Here is a 17,724-nt window from a genome sequence, read left to right on the forward strand (position 1 = left end):
GGCCGACCGCGGCTCGGCCCTCTATGGCCGCCCCGAGGGCGGCGCCGCGGCCAAGCTCGCGCCGGTCGCGGGGCCGCCGCTGGCGACCGCCGCCGCCAAGCTGCCGCTGGACAAGCTGAAGGTGCCGGACGGCTTCAAGATCGAGGTCTATGCCAGCGGCCTCGCCAACGCCCGGGAGATGACGCAGGCGCCCGACGGGACGCTGTTCGTCGGCACCCGCACGGTCGGCAAGGTCTACGCGGTCCTGCCGCAGGCGGGTCAGGACGGGAAGCGCGAGGTCAAGACCATCGCCACGGGGCTGCACCGGCCGAACGGCGTCGCGTACCACGACGGCGCCCTCTACGTCGCCGAACTCTCGAAGATCTGGCGCTACGACGACATCGCCAACCACCTCGACGGCATGGCGAAGCCGACCCTGGTCTACGACGACCTGCCGAAGGACGAGGCCCATGGCTGGAAGTTCATCGCCATCGGCCCGGACAACAAACTGTACGTGCCGGTGGGCGCGCCAGGCAACATCGTGATGCCCCCCGACACCCATGCGCAGATCCGGCGCATGGACCTCGACGGCAAGAATGCCGAAGTGATCGCCCATGGCGTGCGCAACACCGTCGGGTTCGACTGGAACCCGAAGACCAAGCAGCTCTGGTTCACCGACAACGGCCGCGACTGGGTCTCGGAAGACATCCCGAACGACGAACTCAACGTGCTCACCGAGCCAGGCAAGCAGCATTTCGGCTATCCGTATTGCCACCAGGGCACGTTCACCGATCCGGAATACGGCTGGGGCCATTCCTGCTCGGAATTCACTGCGCCGGCGGCCCTTCTCGGTCCCCACACGGCCTCGCTCGGCCTGCGCTTCTACACGGGCACGCAGTTCCCGGATGCCTACCGCGACGCGATCTTCGTCGCCCGTCATGGGTCCTGGAATCGCACCACCAAGCTCGGCGGCGACGTGGTGGTGGCCAAGCCCGGGGCTGACGGCAAGGTTGCCGGGGTGCAGCCGTTCCTGACCGGCTTCCTTCAGGACAACAAATACGTGGGCCGTCCTGTCGATGTGCTCGTCGCCAAGGACGGTTCCCTGCTCGTGTCGGACGACTACAACGGTGCGATCTATCGCGTGAGTTACGGCCAGTGATGCGCCGACCGTCACGGACCCGCGCCATCCGGGGGCTGGTTGCAGCCCTGGGAGGGCTCTGGGCGGGCGTGTCGGTCGCCGCCCCCGATGCCGCGATGCAGGAGCGTCTCGCGCCCTGCATCGGCTGCCACGGGGCGGGCACGTCGCAGACCGAGGGGGTGCCCTCGCTCGGTGGCCAGCTCCCCGACTACGTCGTCACGCAGCTGTTCCAGTTCCGGGAAAAGCAGCGTGAAGCGCCGCCCATGAACGACGTCGCCGCCGGCTTCTCCGACGACGACCTGCGCGCCTATGCCGACGCGGTGGCGACGCTGCCGGCGCCCGCCCATTCCGGAGCGCCCGCAGATTCGGCCCTGACGGAGCGGGCGCAGGCCCTCGTCGCCAAGCACCAGTGCAATTCCTGTCATGGGCCCGACCTCGCCGGTCGGGACGCGATCCCGCGGATCCGAGCCCAGCGGGAGGATTACTTGGCCAAGGCGCTGACGGGCTACAAATCGAATGCCCGGCCCGGCTACGATCCCGCGATGAACGAGGTCGCGCAGGGGCTGAGCGAGGCCGACATCAAGGACCTGGCGACTTACGTCTCGCGTCTCTGAGGAAGGATCGGGAAGAGCCCGTCCGCGTCACGCGGCCCTGGATGTGCAGCAGGCGCGACGGAGCTGTTTCGAGGATCTGCGACCGCCTCCGAAGGCACGGTCGCGATGACCCGGCGCCTCGGGCCGAGGGGTCGGGTCGTCACAACCGCCCTCCTCGCTCAACCCACCACGCGCAGCGCATCGCCCTTGGCGAGCGCCCCGCCGGCAATGACCTCCGCATAGACGCCGAGGTCGCGGTGGCCGAGGCGGGCGTCGAGGGTCCAGGGGATGTCGCAATCGCGCACGCCGCTGACCGGGTCGACGTTCGTGGCCGCACACCGAACGGTCCGCTTAGTGATCTTGAGCCTCAGCCCGCTCGGCGCCTCGATCACCTGCCCGACCATCTCCAATTCCGCGAAGGGTTCGAACCCGTCGACCAGCAGATTGCCGCGGAAGCGCAGCGGATCGACCGGCGCGCCGAGATAATCCTCGACCGCCGCCACGCTCGCCCGGTTGATCAGTGAGACGTAGCCGGTGGCCGAATCCGTGAACCGGTACTGGGCCGGCGCGGTCAGCACTTTGGGCTCACCCCGCAGGCTCTCGGGAACGAACCGCTTCATCAAGGCCGCGAGCCCGTCACGCCCGGCTTCCGTATCGAGGCGGAAGGCCTGCGGTTCGCCGTGCCCCTCCACGGTGAGGGTCGCGGTGGCGTCGTCGTAACGGGTTCGCAGGCGGGCGAGCGCCTCGTCCCGCATGAGCATCAGGTATTTGGTCTTGGGCTGGTGCCGGGGCGCCACCGCGTTGAAGCCCGAGGGACCGTTCTCGATGGCGTAGAGCCGGTCGCCGGGGAAGAACCCACTCGTCTGGAGATCCGCACGCTCGACGGCTTCGGGGCTCAGGCCCTTCACCGGATAGCGATACAGGGCGCTGACATGAATCAATGCGGTCATGCGCCGAACGTGACCCTGAATGGCGGTGTCGCGCAAGAGCTTCGCCGGCCCTTGTGGTGCGCAATTGCAACACCACATCCCGGCTACCGGCGGCCGCCAATGGCGCCGGGGTCCTCGTGCGGCGGAGAGCCGGAGGGCGACGTTTCGGTGGCGCCGCGCCTCTCATCGGGCGGCGGATGCCGGTACGGGAGGGTTGTTCATGAACTTCGAAAAATATACCGAGCGCGCCCGCGGCTTCGTGCAGGCGGCTCAGAACCTCGCCATGCGCGAGGGACATCCCCAGCTTCAGCCGGGGCACCTGCTCAAGGTGCTGCTCGACGATCCGGAAGGCCTGTGCGCGGGCCTGATCGACCGCGCCGGCGGCCAGTCGCGCGTGGCTCTGGCCCAGACCGAGCAGTGGCTCGCCAAGCAGCCGAAGGTGTCCGGCAACGCGTCCGCCCCGCAGGCGACGCGCGAGCTGATGCGCCTGTTCGACACCGCCGAGAAGGCGGCCGAGAAGGCCGGCGATTCCTACGTCACGGTGGAGCGCCTGCTTCTCGCCCTGGCGGTCGAGAAGGAATCCGAGGCCGGCCGCGCGCTTCAGGCGGCGGGCGTTACCCCCGCATCGCTGAACGCCGCGATCAACGCGCTGCGCAAGGGCCGTACCGCCGACAACGCCTCGGCCGAGAACGCCTACGACGCGCTCAAGAAGTATGCCCGCGACCTCACCGAGGCCGCCCGCGACGGCAAGCTCGACCCGGTGATCGGCCGCGACGAGGAGATCCGGCGGACCATCCAGGTCCTGTCCCGGCGCACCAAGAACAACCCGGTTCTCATCGGCGAGCCGGGCGTCGGCAAGACCGCCATCGTCGAGGGGCTGGCCCTGCGCATCGTCGACGGCGACGTGCCCGAGTCTCTGCGAGACAAAAGCCTGCTGGCCCTCGACATGGGCGCGCTGATCGCCGGGGCGAAGTATCGCGGCGAGTTCGAGGAGCGGCTGAAGGGCGTGCTCTCCGAGGTCACGGCGGCCGAGGGCGGCATCATCCTGTTCATCGACGAGATGCACACGCTGGTCGGCGCCGGGAAGGCCGACGGGGCGATGGACGCCTCCAACCTCCTGAAGCCGGCCCTCGCCCGGGGCGAGCTGCATTGCGTCGGCGCGACCACCCTCGACGAGTACCGCAAGCACGTCGAGAAGGACGCGGCTTTGGCCCGGCGCTTCCAACCGGTCTTCGTGTCGGAGCCGACCGTGGAGGACACGGTGTCGATCCTGCGCGGCCTGAAGGAGAAGTACGAGCAGCACCACGGCGTTCGCATCCAGGATTCCGCCCTGGTCGCGGCGGCGACGCTCTCGAACCGCTACATCACCGACCGCTTCCTGCCCGACAAGGCGATCGACCTGATGGACGAGGCCGGCTCGCGCCTGCGCATGCAGGTCGACTCGAAGCCGGAGGAACTCGACAACGTCGACCGCGAGATAGTCCGGCTGAAGATCGAGGGCGAGGCGCTCAAGAAGGAGACCGATTCCGCCTCCCGCGACCGTCTGGTCCGGCTGGAGAAGGAACTCGGCGACCTGGAGGAGCGCTCGGCGGCGATCACCGCCCGCTGGAAGGCCGAGAAGGACAAGCTCGGCACGGCCGCCGGCCTGAAGAAGAAGCTGGACGAGGCGCGCAACGAACTCGCCGCGGCACAGCGCCAGGGCCAGTATCAGCGTGCGGGCGAACTGGCCTACGGGGTCATCCCGGGCCTGGAGAAGCAGCTCGCCGAGATCGAGGCCAAGGCCGACGCCAAGTCGGAGAACGGCCGCGACGCGATGATGGAGGAGGCGGTCACCCCCGCCCACATCGCCGGGGTCGTCTCCCGCTGGACCGGCGTGCCGGTGGACAAGATGCTGGAGGGTGAGCGCGAGAAGCTGCTGGCCATGGAGGACGCGCTCGCCAAGCGCGTCGTCGGCCAGCGCGAGGCAGTTGAGGCGGTCTCGACCGCGGTCCGGCGCGCCCGCGCCGGCCTGCAGGATCCGAACCGGCCGATCGGCTCGTTCATGTTCCTCGGGCCAACGGGCGTCGGCAAGACCGAGCTGACCAAGGCGCTCGCCGGCTTCCTGTTCGACGACGACACGGCGCTCGTGCGCATCGACATGTCCGAGTACATGGAGAAGCACGCGGTCGCCCGGCTGATCGGCGCCCCTCCGGGTTATGTCGGCTACGAGGAGGGCGGCGCCCTCACGGAAGCCGTGCGGCGGCGGCCCTACCAGGTCGTCCTGTTCGACGAGGTCGAGAAGGCGCATCCCGACGTCTTCAACGTCCTGCTGCAGGTCCTCGATGACGGGCGGCTCACCGACGGCCAGGGGCGGACGGTCGACTTCCGCAACACGCTGCTGATCATGACCTCGAATCTCGGGGCCGAGTATCTGGTGAACCAGCCCGCGGGCGAGGACACCGATGCGGTCCGCGACGAGGTGATGGGCGTGGTGCGGGGCCATTTCCGGCCGGAATTCCTGAACCGGGTCGACGAGATCATCCTGTTCCACCGCCTCGCGCGGTCGGAGATGGGGGCGATCGTCGAGATCCAGCTCGGGCGCCTGCAGAAGCTGCTCGACGAGCGCAAGATCACCCTCGCCGTCGACGAGGAGGCCAAGACCTGGCTCGCCGACAAGGGCTACGATCCGGCCTACGGGGCGAGGCCGCTGAAGCGGGTGATCCAGAAGAACGTCCAGGATCCCCTGGCCGAGCTGGTGCTTTCGGGCAAGATCCATGACGGCGAGACCGTGCCGGTCACCGCCGGCCCGATGGGCCTGATGATCGGCGACGTCACGGTCGGCGCCGAGCGCCGGCCGGCCCACGTGGCGCTGAACTGATCGTATCGCGGGAACAGGCAGGGGCGGCGCGCCATGGGAGGTGTGCCGCCCTTCCGCTCAGGTGCGGGACGACCAGTCGCTCAGGATGTCTCGGTCCAGGATGGTGCTCCGGAGCGTGCGAGCGCCGGGGCGCCACCGCAGTTGAGGCCGGGGAGACAATGCCGGGCGGCGGCGTCCGCGCTGCCGACCGGTCCTCAGACCCGCGGCGATGACGGCTCGACCCTCCCGATCGCAGTTGCGAGGTCCGCCGCTTGGTCCCGATGCCGACACACCATCCAGAGATCGTCGTGAGCCGACAGCTCCGCGTCGAACAGGTCGACGAAGGCGGCCGGCGGATCGCCCAGGTCGGGCCAGTGGAACAGACGAAAGCCGAGCGCCTCGAACAACGGCAGGATCGGGGCCAGATCCCACAGCCTGTTGTTGCTGAGTGTCGCGTCGAGCCGCCCGGTGGCCAGAAGGGCGGCGTCCGAGATCGCCCCGCCCTCACTCCAGGGAAACCACCCGCGGCCGTAATCCAGGGTGTAGCGCTGCGCCGTGACCGAGAGCCATCCGACATGGCCGGTCCGGCGCTCCGAACGATCCAGCGGTTGTAGGGTCGCCGTCATGCGGCCACCGCGCGTCGGTGCCCAGAAGGCGCGGCCGCCGCTCGCCGCCAGAAGAATGCCCTCCGTCGCCTCCGCCGCCGAGGGACCCGACGGCCGGGAGCGGTCCTCGTTCCAGGCCGGCAAACTCATGACGCAGGCCCGGGGCCAGCCGGCGCGGCAGGCCGCCACCATCACACCCCAGCCCGACAGGCCGCCCGCAAAGGGCCGGGTGCCGTCGATCGGGTCGCCCACGAAGGTCCAGGCGTCGCGGGCCAGCATGGCCCGGGCCGCCGCGTGTCCGAGATCCTCGGCCGTCTCTTCCTCGATCAGGTCGGGGCCGAACTGCGCGTGCAGCAACCGGCTGACCGCGAGGTCGGCTTCGGTCAGGGCCTGACCGAGATCCGGACCCTTGTTGGTCATGTCCAGGCCGCCCGCCCGCATGGACAATGCCAGCGGGGCGGCCTCCTCGGCGAAAGCGAGCATCCGCGCGAGGACGTCCGGTTCAGGCAGGTCGGGCGGGAGGGTCATGCGGCGAACAGCTCCGGGCTGCGGAGCATCAGGGCCTGGATGAGGACCAGCGTCTTCAGATCGGCTAGGCGGCCGGCGCGGGCCAGATCAGCCAGCGTGGCCAGGGGTACCTCGAAGGCAACGACCTGCTCGCCCTCGGTGTGCAGACCGCCACCAGGTCCGACCCGGTCGGCCGCTTCGTAGGGGGCGAGGTAGAGCCACAGGCGCTCGGAGGAGATGCTCGGCATGCTGTAGGCGTGCGCCACCGGCTCCAGATGCAGCAGGCGCACGCCGGCTTCCTCCATCGCCTCCCGGATCGCGGTCGCCTCCGGGGCGGCACCGTCGAGCCCCCCGGCGGGCGCTTCGTCGAGATCGGGCGGTTCGCCCCAGAAGGCCGGGCCGACCCGCGCCTGCCGCACGAGCAGCGCCACGCGCCGAACGGGATCGTAGGGCAGCACGCATGCCGCCTCGCCATGGTCCTCCAGCACCCGCCTCACGGTACTGCCGTCCGCGAGGGTCAGCGTGGCGATGCCGAAGGTGTTCCAGCCGCGGTGGAGCACCTCCAGCGGCAGGGCAGGCCGGGCCTCGGTCATGGGCCGGTCAGCGCTTCGTGTTCGAGGCGGTCTGGCCGAACATCACCTTCTTGGCGTCCTCGCTCATGGTCTTTCCGTAATCGGGGTTGACCTCCGGAGCCCGCGCATACGCGGCCTTCGTGGCAGGCCGCTCGGCGATCGCCGTGAACCAGCGCTTCAGGTGAGGATGCTCATCGAGGTTCTGGCCCTGCTTCTCCCACGGGACGATCCAGGGATAGCAGGCCATGTCGGCGATGGAATAGTCGGGTCCGGCGACGAAGGTGCGGTCGGCCAACCGACGGTCGAGCACGCCGTAGAGACGGTTGGTCTCGTTGACGTAGCGCTTGATCGCGTATTCGATCTTCTCTGGCGCGTATTGGGAGAAGTGATGGTTCTGGCCGAGCATCGGCCCGAGGCCGCCCATCTGCCAGAACAGCCATTGCAGGACCTCGGCCCGCCCGCGCACATCGGAGGGGATGAAACGTCCGGTCTTCTCGGCGAGGTAGAGCAGGATCGCGCCCGATTCGAACAGCGAGACCGGCGGGCCGCCACCCGACGGCTCATCGTCGACGATCGCCGGCATGCGGTTGTTGGGGGCAATCTTGAGGAATTCCGGATTGAATTGCTCACCTTTGCCAATATTGACACGGTAAATTCGGTATGGAACCCCTGTCTCCTCAAGAAACATCGTGATCTTGTGGCCGTTCGGCGTCGGCCAGTAGTGAAGGTCTATCATCGGCTGGTGTCTCGCTTAGCCCCCGGCGGACGGGAAGTGGGTCGGCGCAGCGCTCCGGTCAAGCACGACGCCCACCGTGATGGCGCGGCATCGGCCTCATCCCCCCGGACAGCCCTGCACCTCCACGTAGAGGGCGTAGAGCGACTGGCTCGCGGCCATGAACAGACGGTTGCGATGCCGGCCACCGAAGCAGAGGTTGGCGCAGCGCTCCGGAAGGCGGATGCGTCCGATCGGCCGCCCGTCCGGATTGAACACCATCACGCCGTCCAGGGCGTCGTCGCCCATGCCCCAGCCGCACCAGAGATTGCCGTCGACGTCGCACCGGATCCCGTCGGGCGTACCCGGTCCGGCATCGATCAGCACCCGCCGGTCGCGGAGGACGCGGCCGCCGACGACCACGTAGGCGACGATCCGCCGGGTCGGCCGTCCGCGGGATTCCACGAGATACAGGACGCTGCCGTCCGGCGAGAAGCACAGGCCGTTGGGACCGGCGATGTCCGTGGCGACCGCCGCGAGGATGCCGGTGACCGGATCGAGGCGATAGACGTTCTGCGGCAATTCCGGTTCGGCGCGCGTGCCCTCGTAGAAACCGCCGATTCCGAAGGGCGGATCGGTGAACCAGACCGCACCGTCGGCCGCGGTCACGACGTCGTTGGGCGAGTTCAACCGCTTGCCCTCGAAGGCGTCGGCCAGAACGGTCACCGCACCGTCCTGCTCGGTGCGGGTGACGCGGCGGTTGCCGTGCTCGCAGGTGACCAGCCGGCCGTTGCGGTCGCGGGTGTTGCCGTTGGCGAAGCCCGACGGCCTGCGGAAGACCCCGACGGCTCCGCTCTCTTCGTCCCAGCGCAGGATGCAATCGTTCGGGATGTCGCTCCACAGGAGGTAGCGACCATCCCCGAACCAGACCGGACCTTCGCACCAGCGGAATCCGGTGGCGAGCCGCTCCACCGCCGCGTTGAACACGCGGTAGCGGGCAAAGCTGGCGTCGAGGATCTCGACCGCCGGGTCGGGGTAGCGCGGGCTCGGTGTCCACACGGGGAAAATCCTTTCCGGTCAAGGCGATCGTCACGGTACTGGCTCCCGCAGGCAAGGTACCGGATGCGCATGCCCGCACCGCTCGTCAGACGCCGGCGGCGTGAACGCGGAGCCACCTCGTCGAGGTGCCGCGCCCGAGGGTGACGAGGGCCGGAAGCATCCCGCGGGCGCTCCGAGACGCACCATCCTCCACCCCCCAGTGATGGCAGGCGCCGGCTCGTCGGCAGGACATCTCGGCCCTCGTCCCAGCATTGGACTAACGGGTCTCGATTTGTCTGACAAGTGAGGAGAGGGCTTGGGGAGACGGCTCCGATGCCGGTCGGCTCGATCCGGCAGCGGCACTCCGCGACCGGCCGTGCCTTGCGGGGGAGCGGCGGAACCGCTACGGCATTGGGGCCGTGTGGCAGTCGGGGTGTGGCGCAGTCTGGTAGCGCACCTGGTTTGGGACCAGGGGGTCGTAGGTTCGAATCCTATCGCCCCGACCATTCGATCAGGAGCTTGTCGAGTCAGATGCCGAGCGCCCGCATCTTCCGTCCGTCTCGAGATGCCACGCAATCGGGCCTCGCCCGCACCAAGCTGTGGATCCTGGAATTCGACCGGACCAGTCCGCGGGAGATCGATCCGCTGATGGGCTGGAACGGATCCTCCGACATGTTGCAGCAGGTGCGCCTGGAATTCGACACCGAGGAAGAGGCCGTCGCCTACGCCAAGCGCGAGGGCATCGCCTACCGGGTCGAGCAGCCGGCCAAGCACGCCCTGCGCAAGGGACTGTCCTACTCGGACAATTTCAAGTTCAACCGCACGGCGCCCTGGACGCATTGAGGCGGTCGCGACCGTCTCAACGGTTGCGTCGGGCCTTCCATGCGCCGTAGGGCGAATCCCCCGGGGGGCGGAGCTGGCTGATGCGCATCGGTTGCGCATCGAGCGGCTTGCAGAGTTCGGCGTAGACGGTCGCGCTTCCGGCACCGAACGACTCGGCCTCCTCCGCCGAGAACGCGAAATAGCCCTCCTTGAAGCCGGCCAGGCGCATCGCGGCGTGGCACATGGGGCATGGGCGCCCGCTCGCATACATCACGCAGTCGCCGAGGTCGCGGCGGCCGAGCAGGCGGCTCGCCTCGCGCAACGCCACCATCTCGGCGTGGGCGCTCGGATCGTTGGTCGCATGGACGCTGTTGGCCGCGCGGACGAGCACGGCACCGTCGCGGACGATCACCGCACCGTAGGGTGCGCCGCCGGCCTCGACGTTGGCCTCGGCAAGGGCGACCGCCTCGCGGATGTGCATCTCATGCGTGGACATGGCCGAACTCCCCTCCGATGGCGCGCCAACGTCGGGCACGGCCGGAGGTTCAGAACGCGTAGCGCACCGTACAATACGGCAGGGTCTCGGCGAGCAGGGCCTTGAACCGGGCGAGCCAAGTCGCCTTCCAGCCCGCGCGGTAGCGCAGGTTTCTGCCACCGCCTTCCGAAACCTTGGTTTCCTGGATGTCCGGGCGCCAGAGCAGGTCTTCGGCCTTGGGGTGCCAGCCGAGGTTCACCGCATGCAGATCCGCATTGTGGGTCAGCATGATGATCTCGCACTTCAGTTGCGCCTTGGCGGCATCCGACAGGGTGTCGTCGATCTCGGCGAACAGCGCCCGCCAGTCGTCCTCCCACCCTTCGTAAAGGATCACCGGCGAGAAGTTGGCGTGAACCTCGTAGCCCGCGGCCACGAAATCGTCGATGGCCGCGATCCGCTCCGGGATCGGGGCGGTCCGCACATCCACGATCCTGGCGATCCGCTCCGGCATGAGCGAGAAGCGGATACGCGTCTTCCCCTGCGGATCGTAGGCGAGAAGGTCACGGTTCACGGCCTTGGTGGCGAAGGACGCCTTGGCGTTGGGCAGGGTCCGGAACAGCGCGATCAGGGTACGCACGCCGTCGGTCACCGCCGCATCCACCGAAAGGTCGCCGTTCTCACCGATGTCGTAGACCCAGAAATCCGGATCGATCGGATCCGGCTCCGTCAGGCGGCCCTGTCTCCCGGCATGCCGGCCGATCGCGGCACAGACCTGCTCGACGTTCACGAACAGCGAGATCGGGTTCGCGAACCCCTTTCGGCGCGGCACGTAGCAATAGGCGCAGGCCATGGCGCAGCCGTTCGAGGTCGAGGGCGCGATGAAGTGGGCGCTGCGCCCGTTTGGACGCATCGCGAGGCCTTTCTTGACACCGAGGACCAGCGTCGAGCGCTTGATCCGCACCCAATCCTCAACGGACCCGGCATTCCCGTGCAGGTCCGGGATGTTCCAATGGGACGGTACGGGGATCAGCGCGGCTTCGGGGAAGCGCGCCAGGATAGCCCGACCGGCCGGAAAATCGCTCACCGCCGGTTCGTGATAGATCGTCCGGATTTCGAGCAGGTCGCGCGTCAGGGGCATGGTCGATCCCGAGCCCGTGAGCGGGCCGAGAGCCGATATGGTGTTCGGTGCCGCGGCCGGAATGGCTTGCGACCTGTCGTCCCGACGGGGACCGGCCCCGAAACGCCCGGGCGCCGGCGCGATGAACGAGGATCGTTGAACGATATCTTACGATTCGCTGTCATGAGTCCCTCAGATCTGAGTGGACGTGTGATGATCGTTCAGGCCCCGGAGACATCCGCTCTGAAGTCCCCCGGCTTCGGCGACTCGCTCGACCCAGCGGATCCCCGGTGGGATTCGCTGATCCGGCGAGACCAGCTGGAGGCCCTGCGTGGGGGCGTCCTCTCGGCCATCCCGGTCAACATGCTGCTCGGGCTGGCGAGCCTGCTCGTCGCGTATCGGAGTGGCCACGGCACCGTGGGGGCCGTCTGGTTCGCGGCCTCGACCAGCGTCAATCTCCTGCGGATCGTGCTGTGCCGAGCCCACTGCGTCGGCCTGGCGCTCACCGCCGACATGCCGCCGGCCATGGCCGCAGCGGCGGTGCACTCCATCGACCGGCATCTGCGCGCCTGCACGGGCGCGGCCTTCCTGTCCGGCGCCGTCTGGGCCTGCCAGCCGCTCCTGTGCGAGGGCTATACCTCCGCGCAGACCCTGTTCTACCTCGCCATCACCTGCGGCATCACCGCAGGGGCCGTGACGCACGGGACCGCCTATGCGCGCATCCCGCTGAGCTTCATCGTCCTGCCGCTGCTGTCGGTCACCATGTGTCTCGCCGTGACCGGCGACTTCGACCGGAACTGCCTTGCGGCCTGCGTGCTGCTCTATCTCCTGGCCCTGACGCACACGGCGTTCCGGAGCGAGGCGGTGTTCCGCGAGGCGAGCCGGCTCAAGAACGAGGCCAACGCCCTCGCCCGCTCGCGCTCGGAGGCCCATGCGAGCGCCAATGCCCTCGTCGAGGAGATGCGGTGGCGTGCCACCCACGACGACCTGTCCGGCCTCCTGAACCGGGCGGGCTTCCTCCAGGCGGCTGAGGATCGGCTCCTGTCCGGGACGCTGAGCCTGCTGCTGCTGGATCTCGACGGTTTCAAGTTCGTCAACGACGTCTACGGTCACAAGGCCGGCGACCGGGTGCTCGTCGAGGTCGCGCGCCGGCTGACCGAGGCGCTGCCGGAGCAGGGCCTCGCCGCCCGGCTCGGCGGGGATGAATTCGCCGTGCTGTACGATCCCGCGGCGTCCGGCGTGCCATACAGCGTCATGGCGGCGGACCTGATCGCCGCGGTGGCAAAGCCGTTCGACGGCTTCGACGCGGGCCGTCTCGGGGTCAGCATCGGCGTCCATGCCGGTTCGGAACCCAGCCTCACCGAGATGCTGAGCTGTGCCGACGAGGCGCTCTACGCGTCGAAGGCGGCCGGCCGGAACCGGTTCCGGGTATTCGACTCGGGCCTGCGCGAGCGGCTGCAGATGCGGCGCGACCTGGAACGCGACCTGTCGCAGGCCCTGGTCGACAACGCCCCCCAGGTCTGGTTCCAGCCCATCTACGCCGCCGACGGGCTGACGCTGGTGGGTCTGGAGGCGCTGGTGCGCTGGGAGCATCCGCGACTCGGCTGGATCGCGCCGCCGGACCTGATCGCCGCCGCCGCGATGGCGGGCCTCACCGAATCGCTGCTGCGCTACATCCTCGAGCAGGTCTGCCGGATGCTGGAGGTCCTGCGCGGCCGCGGCCTCGGGACCGTGCGCGTGGCCTTGAACGTCTCGCCCCGGGAAATGGCGCAGGTGCCGGTGGACGAGATCGTCATCGAGCGCCTGAACCGCCTCGGGCTGCCGCCCACCATGCTGGAGATCGAGATCACCGAGGAGACCGCCCTCGATATCGGGGCAGTGCAGGACAAGCTGCAGGCGCTGTCCCGCGCCGGGGTCAGGGTCGCCCTGGACGATTTCGGGATCGGATACTCGTCGCTCTCCTCGCTGCGGCAGCTGAGGGCGGATCGGATCAAGATCGATCGGAGCTTCGTGACCGGGCTCGGGACCTGCGACGACAAGCGGGGGCTCGTCCTCGCCGTCCTTGGCCTCGGCCGTCTGCTCGGACTCGAGGTCGTGGCGGAAGGAGTCGAGTCGGCCGAGGACCTCCACATCCTTCAGGCGATGGGCTGTCCGTTCCTGCAGGGCTACCACCTCGGTCGGCCGATGCCGGCACACGATCTGGAGACCGTCCTGTGCGTCGGGCGGATCGCAGCCGCCTGACCCCGGCATCACCGTGCCGGAATACCCGTGATCGTCGACGAGGCCGATCGACCGGCCGACCGCGCCGGCTCAGAAGCGCTCAATATCCGCCGGCCGGCGGCGCAGGATCCGGCGCGTCGCCGCGCGCCACAGGCGATCCGGGAGCCCATAGAGCCACACCAGGCCGGCGCAGCCGGCGATCATCAGCAGGAACAGCCAAGCCATGACTTCGAGGACAGGGCCTGGCGGAGGCCCGTACTCGGTCCGGTCGTACCACAGGGGATCGGCGTCCCAGGGTGGATCGTTCTCGTCCACGGTCGAACCCTCCCCCGCGAAGACGGCACATGGCCTCGCGGCCTGCGCACAGCGCTCACACCGCGATCGCGGGGCGCCGAGCCCGCGGCGGGGCATCCTCGGGACGCCCGCCACCCCACGCTAGCGGCGCGGCCGCGCAGCCGACGAATACCTAATTCGGACAGGACCGCTCCTCTGGTCGCGCTTTCCACATCCAACTTCCTCCGCAATTTATTGCTTAGTCCGCGCGAGATGGCATTGTGACTGTCGGGCCGACTGTAGGAATTGCCATGCGCGCACGGCGCGAGCGCCGCCCGGCCTTGTGGTCGATGCTGATCCTGTCGGCGGCCTGCGCGTTGCCGGCGCGGGCCGACATGCGCATCGAGGCGGCCAAGATCACGGGCGGCGACCTCTGGATCATCGGCTATGCCGACGACCACGGGGCGGAGATCACCCTCGACGGCCGATTCCCGCAGCGAACCGACAGCCGCGGCTACTTCGAGTTTCGCGTCGTGTACCATCCGGCAACCTGCGTCGCCACGCTGCGGACGCCGAAGCAGGCCCGCAGCATCGTGGTCGGCGAATGCGGCCAGCAGGGACCTCAGGCGCCCGCCCTCGTCGGACCTCCCGGCCCGCGGGGCGAAGCGGGCGCACGAGGGGAGGCCGGCCCTCCCGGCGAACAAGGATCCGCGGGTCCACCCGGCCCGCCAGGAATCGCCGGCCCGCCAGGAATCGCCGGCCCCCCAGGAATCGCCGGCCCGCCGGGAATTGCTGGTCCACAGGGTATCGCGGGCCTGCAGGGGGCCGTCGGATCGCCGGGCGAACGCGGTCCGGCCGGACCGCCAGGCGAACGTGGCCCACCGGGCTCGCCCGGACCGACCGGAGCCACCGGGCCGGCCGGCCTTCCCGGACCGCCCGGCCCCCGCGGGCTGCAAGGTCCGCCTGGGAAGATGGGACCGCCGGGCGCAACGCCGAAGCCGAAGCCGCCGCCTCCCCTCGCGGGAACGGCGCCGAGGCAACGCCCGGCAGCGCGGGCACCCCGCGAACCAGACCCTGCTCCCTATGCGGCGCCGGACCTCGAGCCCGATACCGGCGGCGGCGGGGTCGGCCGGTATTGACGCGAATCCGATTCCCGAACCGGCCCAGCTTGCCCGTGACCCGACGCGAGCGCCGGTCGCCCCCTCCGATTCCATTGCCCTCGTTACGAGAGCGACGGGTATTCATAGCCGGGAATAGTCTCGGAGAGGTCGTATTCCACAGTTCGATCAGCGTAATAACGCGGCGCGAAGCGTACCGCCGATCGGATGTGTCACCTTAATGCCCCAACGGCGCACATTCCGACGTCCTCGCCGTGCCGAGGCGAGCCAAAGCGCCCGGTTTGCGCTAAGCGTGACAGTGGGGCGGGCTTGATCGGAAACGAGGGAAACGCCGTACCTTGGCCGTTTTCATCTCGGACTTCCGGACCGAAAGAGACCGCAAGGGCTTGTTCATCGTGACACGACGTCCACAAGCGAGCTTTCAGACGTTCCGGCTGGCCGGCATGGTCTCCGGACTCGCGCTCCTGGCGGCCATGCCGGCCGCGGCCGAGACCCTCGAGAGCGCACTCGCCAAGGCCTACCAGGGCAACCCCAGCCTCAACGCGAGCCGCGCCGGCGTGCGCGCCACCGACGAGAACGTGGCGATCGCGCAGTCGGGTTATCGTCCTCAGGTCAATGTCGGCGCCCAGATCGGCGTCCAGTACCTCCAGACCCGCAGTTCCAGCACCGCGGCGGCAGCGGCTGGATCGGCCGCCACCGGCGCGTCGTCGGCTGCCGGTGGATCCGCGCTGAGCACGGGCGCCTCGACCATCGGCAGCACCACGACCGGAGTCGGCACCGGCACGACGGGCACGTCCGGCCTCGGGGCGGGCGCTTCCGGCGTGGCCGGCGCGTCGTCGGCCGGTGGCTCCGGCGCGACCTCCAGCACGGCGGAGGTCGCCGCGGCCCAGACCATCACGTCCAGGCGGACCGTCAGAACCACGTACCTGCCGAGCACCGCGAGCCTGACCGTCTCGCAGACGCTGTTCAACGGCTTCCAGACCGACAACCTGACCCGGCGTGCCGAGTCCACCGTGTACAGCCAGCGCGAGACGCTGCGGTACACGGAGCTGACCGTGCTCTACAACGCCGTCCAGTCGTACATGAACGTGCTCAGCAACACGGCCACGCTGGAACTCAACCGGAACAACGTCGAGGTCTTGGAGGAGCAGCTCCGCCAGACGCGCGACCGCTTCAATGTCGGCGAGGTCACGCGGACCGACGTCGCCCAGGCCGAGGCCAGGCTCGCGGGTGCCCGCTCGCAGGTGAGCGCGGCGGAATCCGCTCTGCGGACCAGCATCGGCATCTATCGGCAGAACATCGGCGTCGAGCCACGCCAACTCGCGCCGGGTCGGCCCCTGGACCGGTTCGTCCCCGCCAGTCTCGACGCCGCCATCGCCATCGGTCTGCGCGAGCATCCGCAAATCGTGTCGGCCATCCATGCCGTCGACGCGGCGGAGTCGCAGGTGAAGGTGCTGGAGGGTCAGCTGGCACCGCAGGTCAGCCTGCAGGGCTCCCTCAGCCAAACCTACGACCAGACCGGCCCGAACCAGAGCTTCTTCGTCGGCTTCGTGGGCGGCCGGCTGAACATCCCGATCTACGAGGGCGGCCAGACCTACGCTCAGATTCGTCAGGCCAAGGAGACCGTCGGCCAGACCCGGATCCAGGTCGATCAGGTCCGCGATCAGGTCCGCGCCCAGATCGTCGATTTCTGGGGCCGGCTGGAGGCCGCCAAGGCGCAGGTCATCGCGGCCCAGGCGCAGGTTCAGGCGAACGAAGTCGCACTGAATGGCGTGCGCGAGGAAGCCCGCGTCGGCCAGCGCACGACCCTCGACGTGCTCAACGCGCAGCAGGAACTGCTGAACTCCCGCGTGAACCTCATCGTCGCCCAGCGGGACCGCGTGATCTTCTCCTACGGCGTGGTTCAGGCGATCGGACAACTGACCGCGCGCTTCACGGCGCTCCCGGTCGAGTACTACAGCGCCAAGGTCCACTACGATCAGGTCAAGGATCTGTGGTTCGGCCTGCGCACGCCGGACGGGCGCTGAGGTCTTTTCCCCGGGGAGTGTGGTGCGAGCGCGCTTGCCGCCACGAAACGGCATGGAATACTGATTGAACACCGATCCATTCGGGTCGCTTTCCAGTCTCCCATGCCCGAGTGCGCCTGCCGATGAGTGCAGCAAGCCCCAAGATCCCGGACACGAAATTCCAGGACAAGGCTGCCGATAAGGCGCACGAGCCTTCGATGGAAGAAATCCTCGCGTCGATCCGGCGGATCATTGCCGACGATCAGGCGGCCAAGCCTGCCGAGGCGCCCCCTGCTCCCGAGCCCGACGACGTACTCGACCTCGCGGAGGCTGCCGAACCGGTGATGCGCCCGCGCGTGGTCGAACCGGAGCCCGAACCTGCTCCGGACCTGCTCGATTTCGATGCGATCGATTTCGACGACCCGGTCGATGCCGCGCCGGAGCCGGAGCCCGTCCCGGAACCGGTGGCGCCCCCGCCCCCGCCCCCGCAGCCTGTGCTGCAGGCCGTGCGGGCTCCGGAGCCCGGGCCTGAGGTGCTGGTGTCGCCCGCCACCGATGCCAGCGTGAGCGGTGCGTTCAACCTGCTGGCCCACACGGTGCTGACCCAGAATGCCCGGACGCTGGAGGATCTCGTGAAGGAGATGCTCCGGCCGATGCTGAAATCCTGGCTCGACGACAACCTGCCGGCCGTGGTCGAGCGCCTCGTGCGCGCCGAGATCGAGCGCGTCTCACGCGGTCGCTGAGGCGGCGGCCTGGGTACGGCGGCTGCGGGCCGCCGTCCGCG

The 17,724-nt window shown here is 69.0% G+C and carries 16 protein-coding genes and 1 tRNA gene; 9 read left to right on the forward strand and 8 right to left on the reverse strand.

Annotated elements, in window-relative coordinates; translation table 11 throughout:
- Both AC1DXK_RS17040 and AC1DXK_RS17045 read left to right on the forward strand, forming a co-directional pair.
- A partial coding sequence (locus AC1DXK_RS17040; protein ID WP_477298435.1) for a PQQ-dependent sugar dehydrogenase occupies nt 1-1,138 on the forward strand: 1,138 nt, incomplete at its 5' end.
- Nucleotides 1,138-1,731 (forward strand): c-type cytochrome, encoded by a 594-nt coding sequence (locus AC1DXK_RS17045; protein ID WP_457104847.1) that lies wholly within the window; start codon nt 1,138-1,140, stop codon nt 1,729-1,731. The genes AC1DXK_RS17040 and AC1DXK_RS17045, both read left to right, overlap by 1 nt.
- Before the next feature lie 158 nt (nt 1,732-1,889).
- On the opposite strand, the gene AC1DXK_RS17050 is transcribed toward AC1DXK_RS17045, so the two are convergent.
- On the reverse strand, nt 1,890-2,660 hold the full coding sequence (locus tag AC1DXK_RS17050) for an MOSC domain-containing protein (RefSeq protein ID WP_457104846.1): 771 nt from the start codon (nt 2,658-2,660) through the stop codon (nt 1,890-1,892).
- A 199-nt stretch (nt 2,661-2,859) separates the two neighbouring features.
- On the opposite strand from AC1DXK_RS17050, the gene clpB reads away from it, so the two are divergent.
- Nucleotides 2,860-5,496: an ATP-dependent chaperone ClpB gene (gene clpB, locus AC1DXK_RS17055; RefSeq protein ID WP_457104845.1), complete on the forward strand. Its 2,637-nt coding sequence runs from the start codon at nt 2,860-2,862 to the stop codon at nt 5,494-5,496.
- 194 nt (nt 5,497-5,690) lie between these two features.
- Here the strand turns inward: clpB and AC1DXK_RS17060 are convergent, their stop codons facing one another.
- From AC1DXK_RS17060 to AC1DXK_RS17075, 4 genes are all read right to left on the reverse strand, one after another.
- Nucleotides 5,691-6,608, reverse strand: a complete 918-nt coding sequence (locus AC1DXK_RS17060; protein WP_457104844.1) for an inositol monophosphatase family protein — start codon at nt 6,606-6,608, stop codon at nt 5,691-5,693.
- The gene (locus AC1DXK_RS17065; RefSeq protein ID WP_457104843.1) at nt 6,605-7,180 is read right to left on the reverse strand and encodes an NUDIX domain-containing protein; all 576 of its coding nucleotides are present in this window, start codon (nt 7,178-7,180) and stop codon (nt 6,605-6,607) included. Before AC1DXK_RS17065 ends, AC1DXK_RS17060 begins: the two co-directional genes overlap by 4 nt.
- Before the next feature lie 7 nt (nt 7,181-7,187).
- Nucleotides 7,188-7,895 (reverse strand): glutathione binding-like protein, encoded by a 708-nt coding sequence (locus AC1DXK_RS17070; protein WP_457104842.1) that lies wholly within the window; start codon nt 7,893-7,895, stop codon nt 7,188-7,190.
- Nucleotides 7,896-7,991: 96 nt separating this feature from the next.
- Nucleotides 7,992-8,930: an SMP-30/gluconolactonase/LRE family protein gene (locus AC1DXK_RS17075; protein WP_477298439.1), complete on the reverse strand. Its 939-nt coding sequence runs from the start codon at nt 8,928-8,930 to the stop codon at nt 7,992-7,994.
- A 408-nt stretch (nt 8,931-9,338) separates the two neighbouring features.
- Here AC1DXK_RS17075 and AC1DXK_RS17080 point away from each other — a divergent pair.
- Nucleotides 9,339-9,415, forward strand: a tRNA-Pro gene (locus AC1DXK_RS17080).
- A 25-nt stretch (nt 9,416-9,440) separates the two neighbouring features.
- On the forward strand, nt 9,441-9,752 hold the full coding sequence (locus AC1DXK_RS17085) for an ETC complex I subunit (protein ID WP_457104840.1): 312 nt from the start codon (nt 9,441-9,443) through the stop codon (nt 9,750-9,752).
- 16 nt (nt 9,753-9,768) lie between these two features.
- Here the strand turns inward: AC1DXK_RS17085 and AC1DXK_RS17090 are convergent, their stop codons facing one another.
- Together AC1DXK_RS17090 and AC1DXK_RS17095 are read right to left on the reverse strand one after the other, a co-directional pair.
- Nucleotides 9,769-10,227 (reverse strand): nucleoside deaminase, encoded by a 459-nt coding sequence (locus AC1DXK_RS17090; RefSeq protein ID WP_457104839.1) that lies wholly within the window; start codon nt 10,225-10,227, stop codon nt 9,769-9,771.
- Between the two features lie 49 nt (nt 10,228-10,276).
- The gene (locus AC1DXK_RS17095; RefSeq protein WP_457104838.1) at nt 10,277-11,344 is read right to left on the reverse strand and encodes a spore photoproduct lyase family protein; all 1,068 of its coding nucleotides are present in this window, start codon (nt 11,342-11,344) and stop codon (nt 10,277-10,279) included.
- Nucleotides 11,345-11,536: 192 nt separating this feature from the next.
- Between AC1DXK_RS17095 and AC1DXK_RS17100 the strand changes: the two genes are divergently transcribed.
- A complete protein-coding gene (locus tag AC1DXK_RS17100; protein WP_457104837.1) occupies nt 11,537-13,564 on the forward strand; it encodes a putative bifunctional diguanylate cyclase/phosphodiesterase in 2,028 nt (675 codons plus the stop codon).
- Between the two features lie 69 nt (nt 13,565-13,633).
- Here AC1DXK_RS17100 and AC1DXK_RS17105 read toward each other — a convergent pair whose 3' ends face one another.
- Complete coding sequence (locus AC1DXK_RS17105; RefSeq protein WP_457104836.1) at nt 13,634-13,858, reverse strand: hypothetical protein; 225 nt, start codon at nt 13,856-13,858, stop codon at nt 13,634-13,636.
- A 269-nt stretch (nt 13,859-14,127) separates the two neighbouring features.
- On the opposite strand from AC1DXK_RS17105, the gene AC1DXK_RS17110 reads away from it, so the two are divergent.
- The 3 genes from AC1DXK_RS17110 (at nt 14,128) to AC1DXK_RS17120 (ending at nt 17,683) form a co-directional block, all read left to right on the forward strand.
- Nucleotides 14,128-14,955 carry a collagen-like protein gene (locus tag AC1DXK_RS17110; RefSeq protein WP_477298443.1) on the forward strand — a complete coding sequence of 276 codons (828 nt, stop codon included), beginning with the start codon at nt 14,128-14,130 and terminating at the stop codon, nt 14,953-14,955.
- Between the two features lie 422 nt (nt 14,956-15,377).
- On the forward strand, nt 15,378-16,961 hold the full coding sequence (locus AC1DXK_RS17115) for a TolC family outer membrane protein (RefSeq protein ID WP_457104853.1): 1,584 nt from the start codon (nt 15,378-15,380) through the stop codon (nt 16,959-16,961).
- A gap of 197 nt (nt 16,962-17,158) precedes the next feature.
- Nucleotides 17,159-17,683 (forward strand): PopZ family protein, encoded by a 525-nt coding sequence (locus AC1DXK_RS17120; RefSeq protein ID WP_457104835.1) that lies wholly within the window; start codon nt 17,159-17,161, stop codon nt 17,681-17,683.
- Nucleotides 17,684-17,724 lie beyond the last annotated feature (41 nt).

The organism is Methylobacterium sp. P3_A11, from assembly GCF_056403155.1.

Coding starts and splice junctions, on each gene's coding strand:
- AC1DXK_RS17045 (WP_457104847.1), top strand. CDS start 1,138: ATGCGCCGACCGTCACGGACCCGCGCCATCCGGGGGCTGGTTGCAGCC.
- AC1DXK_RS17050 (WP_457104846.1), bottom strand. CDS start 2,660: ATGACCGCATTGATTCATGTCAGCGCCCTGTATCGCTATCCGGTGAAG.
- clpB (WP_457104845.1), top strand. CDS start 2,860: ATGAACTTCGAAAAATATACCGAGCGCGCCCGCGGCTTCGTGCAGGCG.
- AC1DXK_RS17060 (WP_457104844.1), bottom strand. CDS start 6,608: ATGACCCTCCCGCCCGACCTGCCTGAACCGGACGTCCTCGCGCGGATG.
- AC1DXK_RS17065 (WP_457104843.1), bottom strand. CDS start 7,180: ATGACCGAGGCCCGGCCTGCCCTGCCGCTGGAGGTGCTCCACCGCGGC.
- AC1DXK_RS17070 (WP_457104842.1), bottom strand. CDS start 7,895: ATGATAGACCTTCACTACTGGCCGACGCCGAACGGCCACAAGATCACG.
- AC1DXK_RS17085 (WP_457104840.1), top strand. CDS start 9,441: ATGCCGAGCGCCCGCATCTTCCGTCCGTCTCGAGATGCCACGCAATCG.
- AC1DXK_RS17090 (WP_457104839.1), bottom strand. CDS start 10,227: ATGTCCACGCATGAGATGCACATCCGCGAGGCGGTCGCCCTTGCCGAG.
- AC1DXK_RS17095 (WP_457104838.1), bottom strand. CDS start 11,344: ATGCCCCTGACGCGCGACCTGCTCGAAATCCGGACGATCTATCACGAA.
- AC1DXK_RS17100 (WP_457104837.1), top strand. CDS start 11,537: ATGATCGTTCAGGCCCCGGAGACATCCGCTCTGAAGTCCCCCGGCTTC.
- AC1DXK_RS17110 (WP_477298443.1), top strand. CDS start 14,128: ATGCGCGCACGGCGCGAGCGCCGCCCGGCCTTGTGGTCGATGCTGATC.
- AC1DXK_RS17115 (WP_457104853.1), top strand. CDS start 15,378: ATGGTCTCCGGACTCGCGCTCCTGGCGGCCATGCCGGCCGCGGCCGAG.
- AC1DXK_RS17120 (WP_457104835.1), top strand. CDS start 17,159: ATGGAAGAAATCCTCGCGTCGATCCGGCGGATCATTGCCGACGATCAG.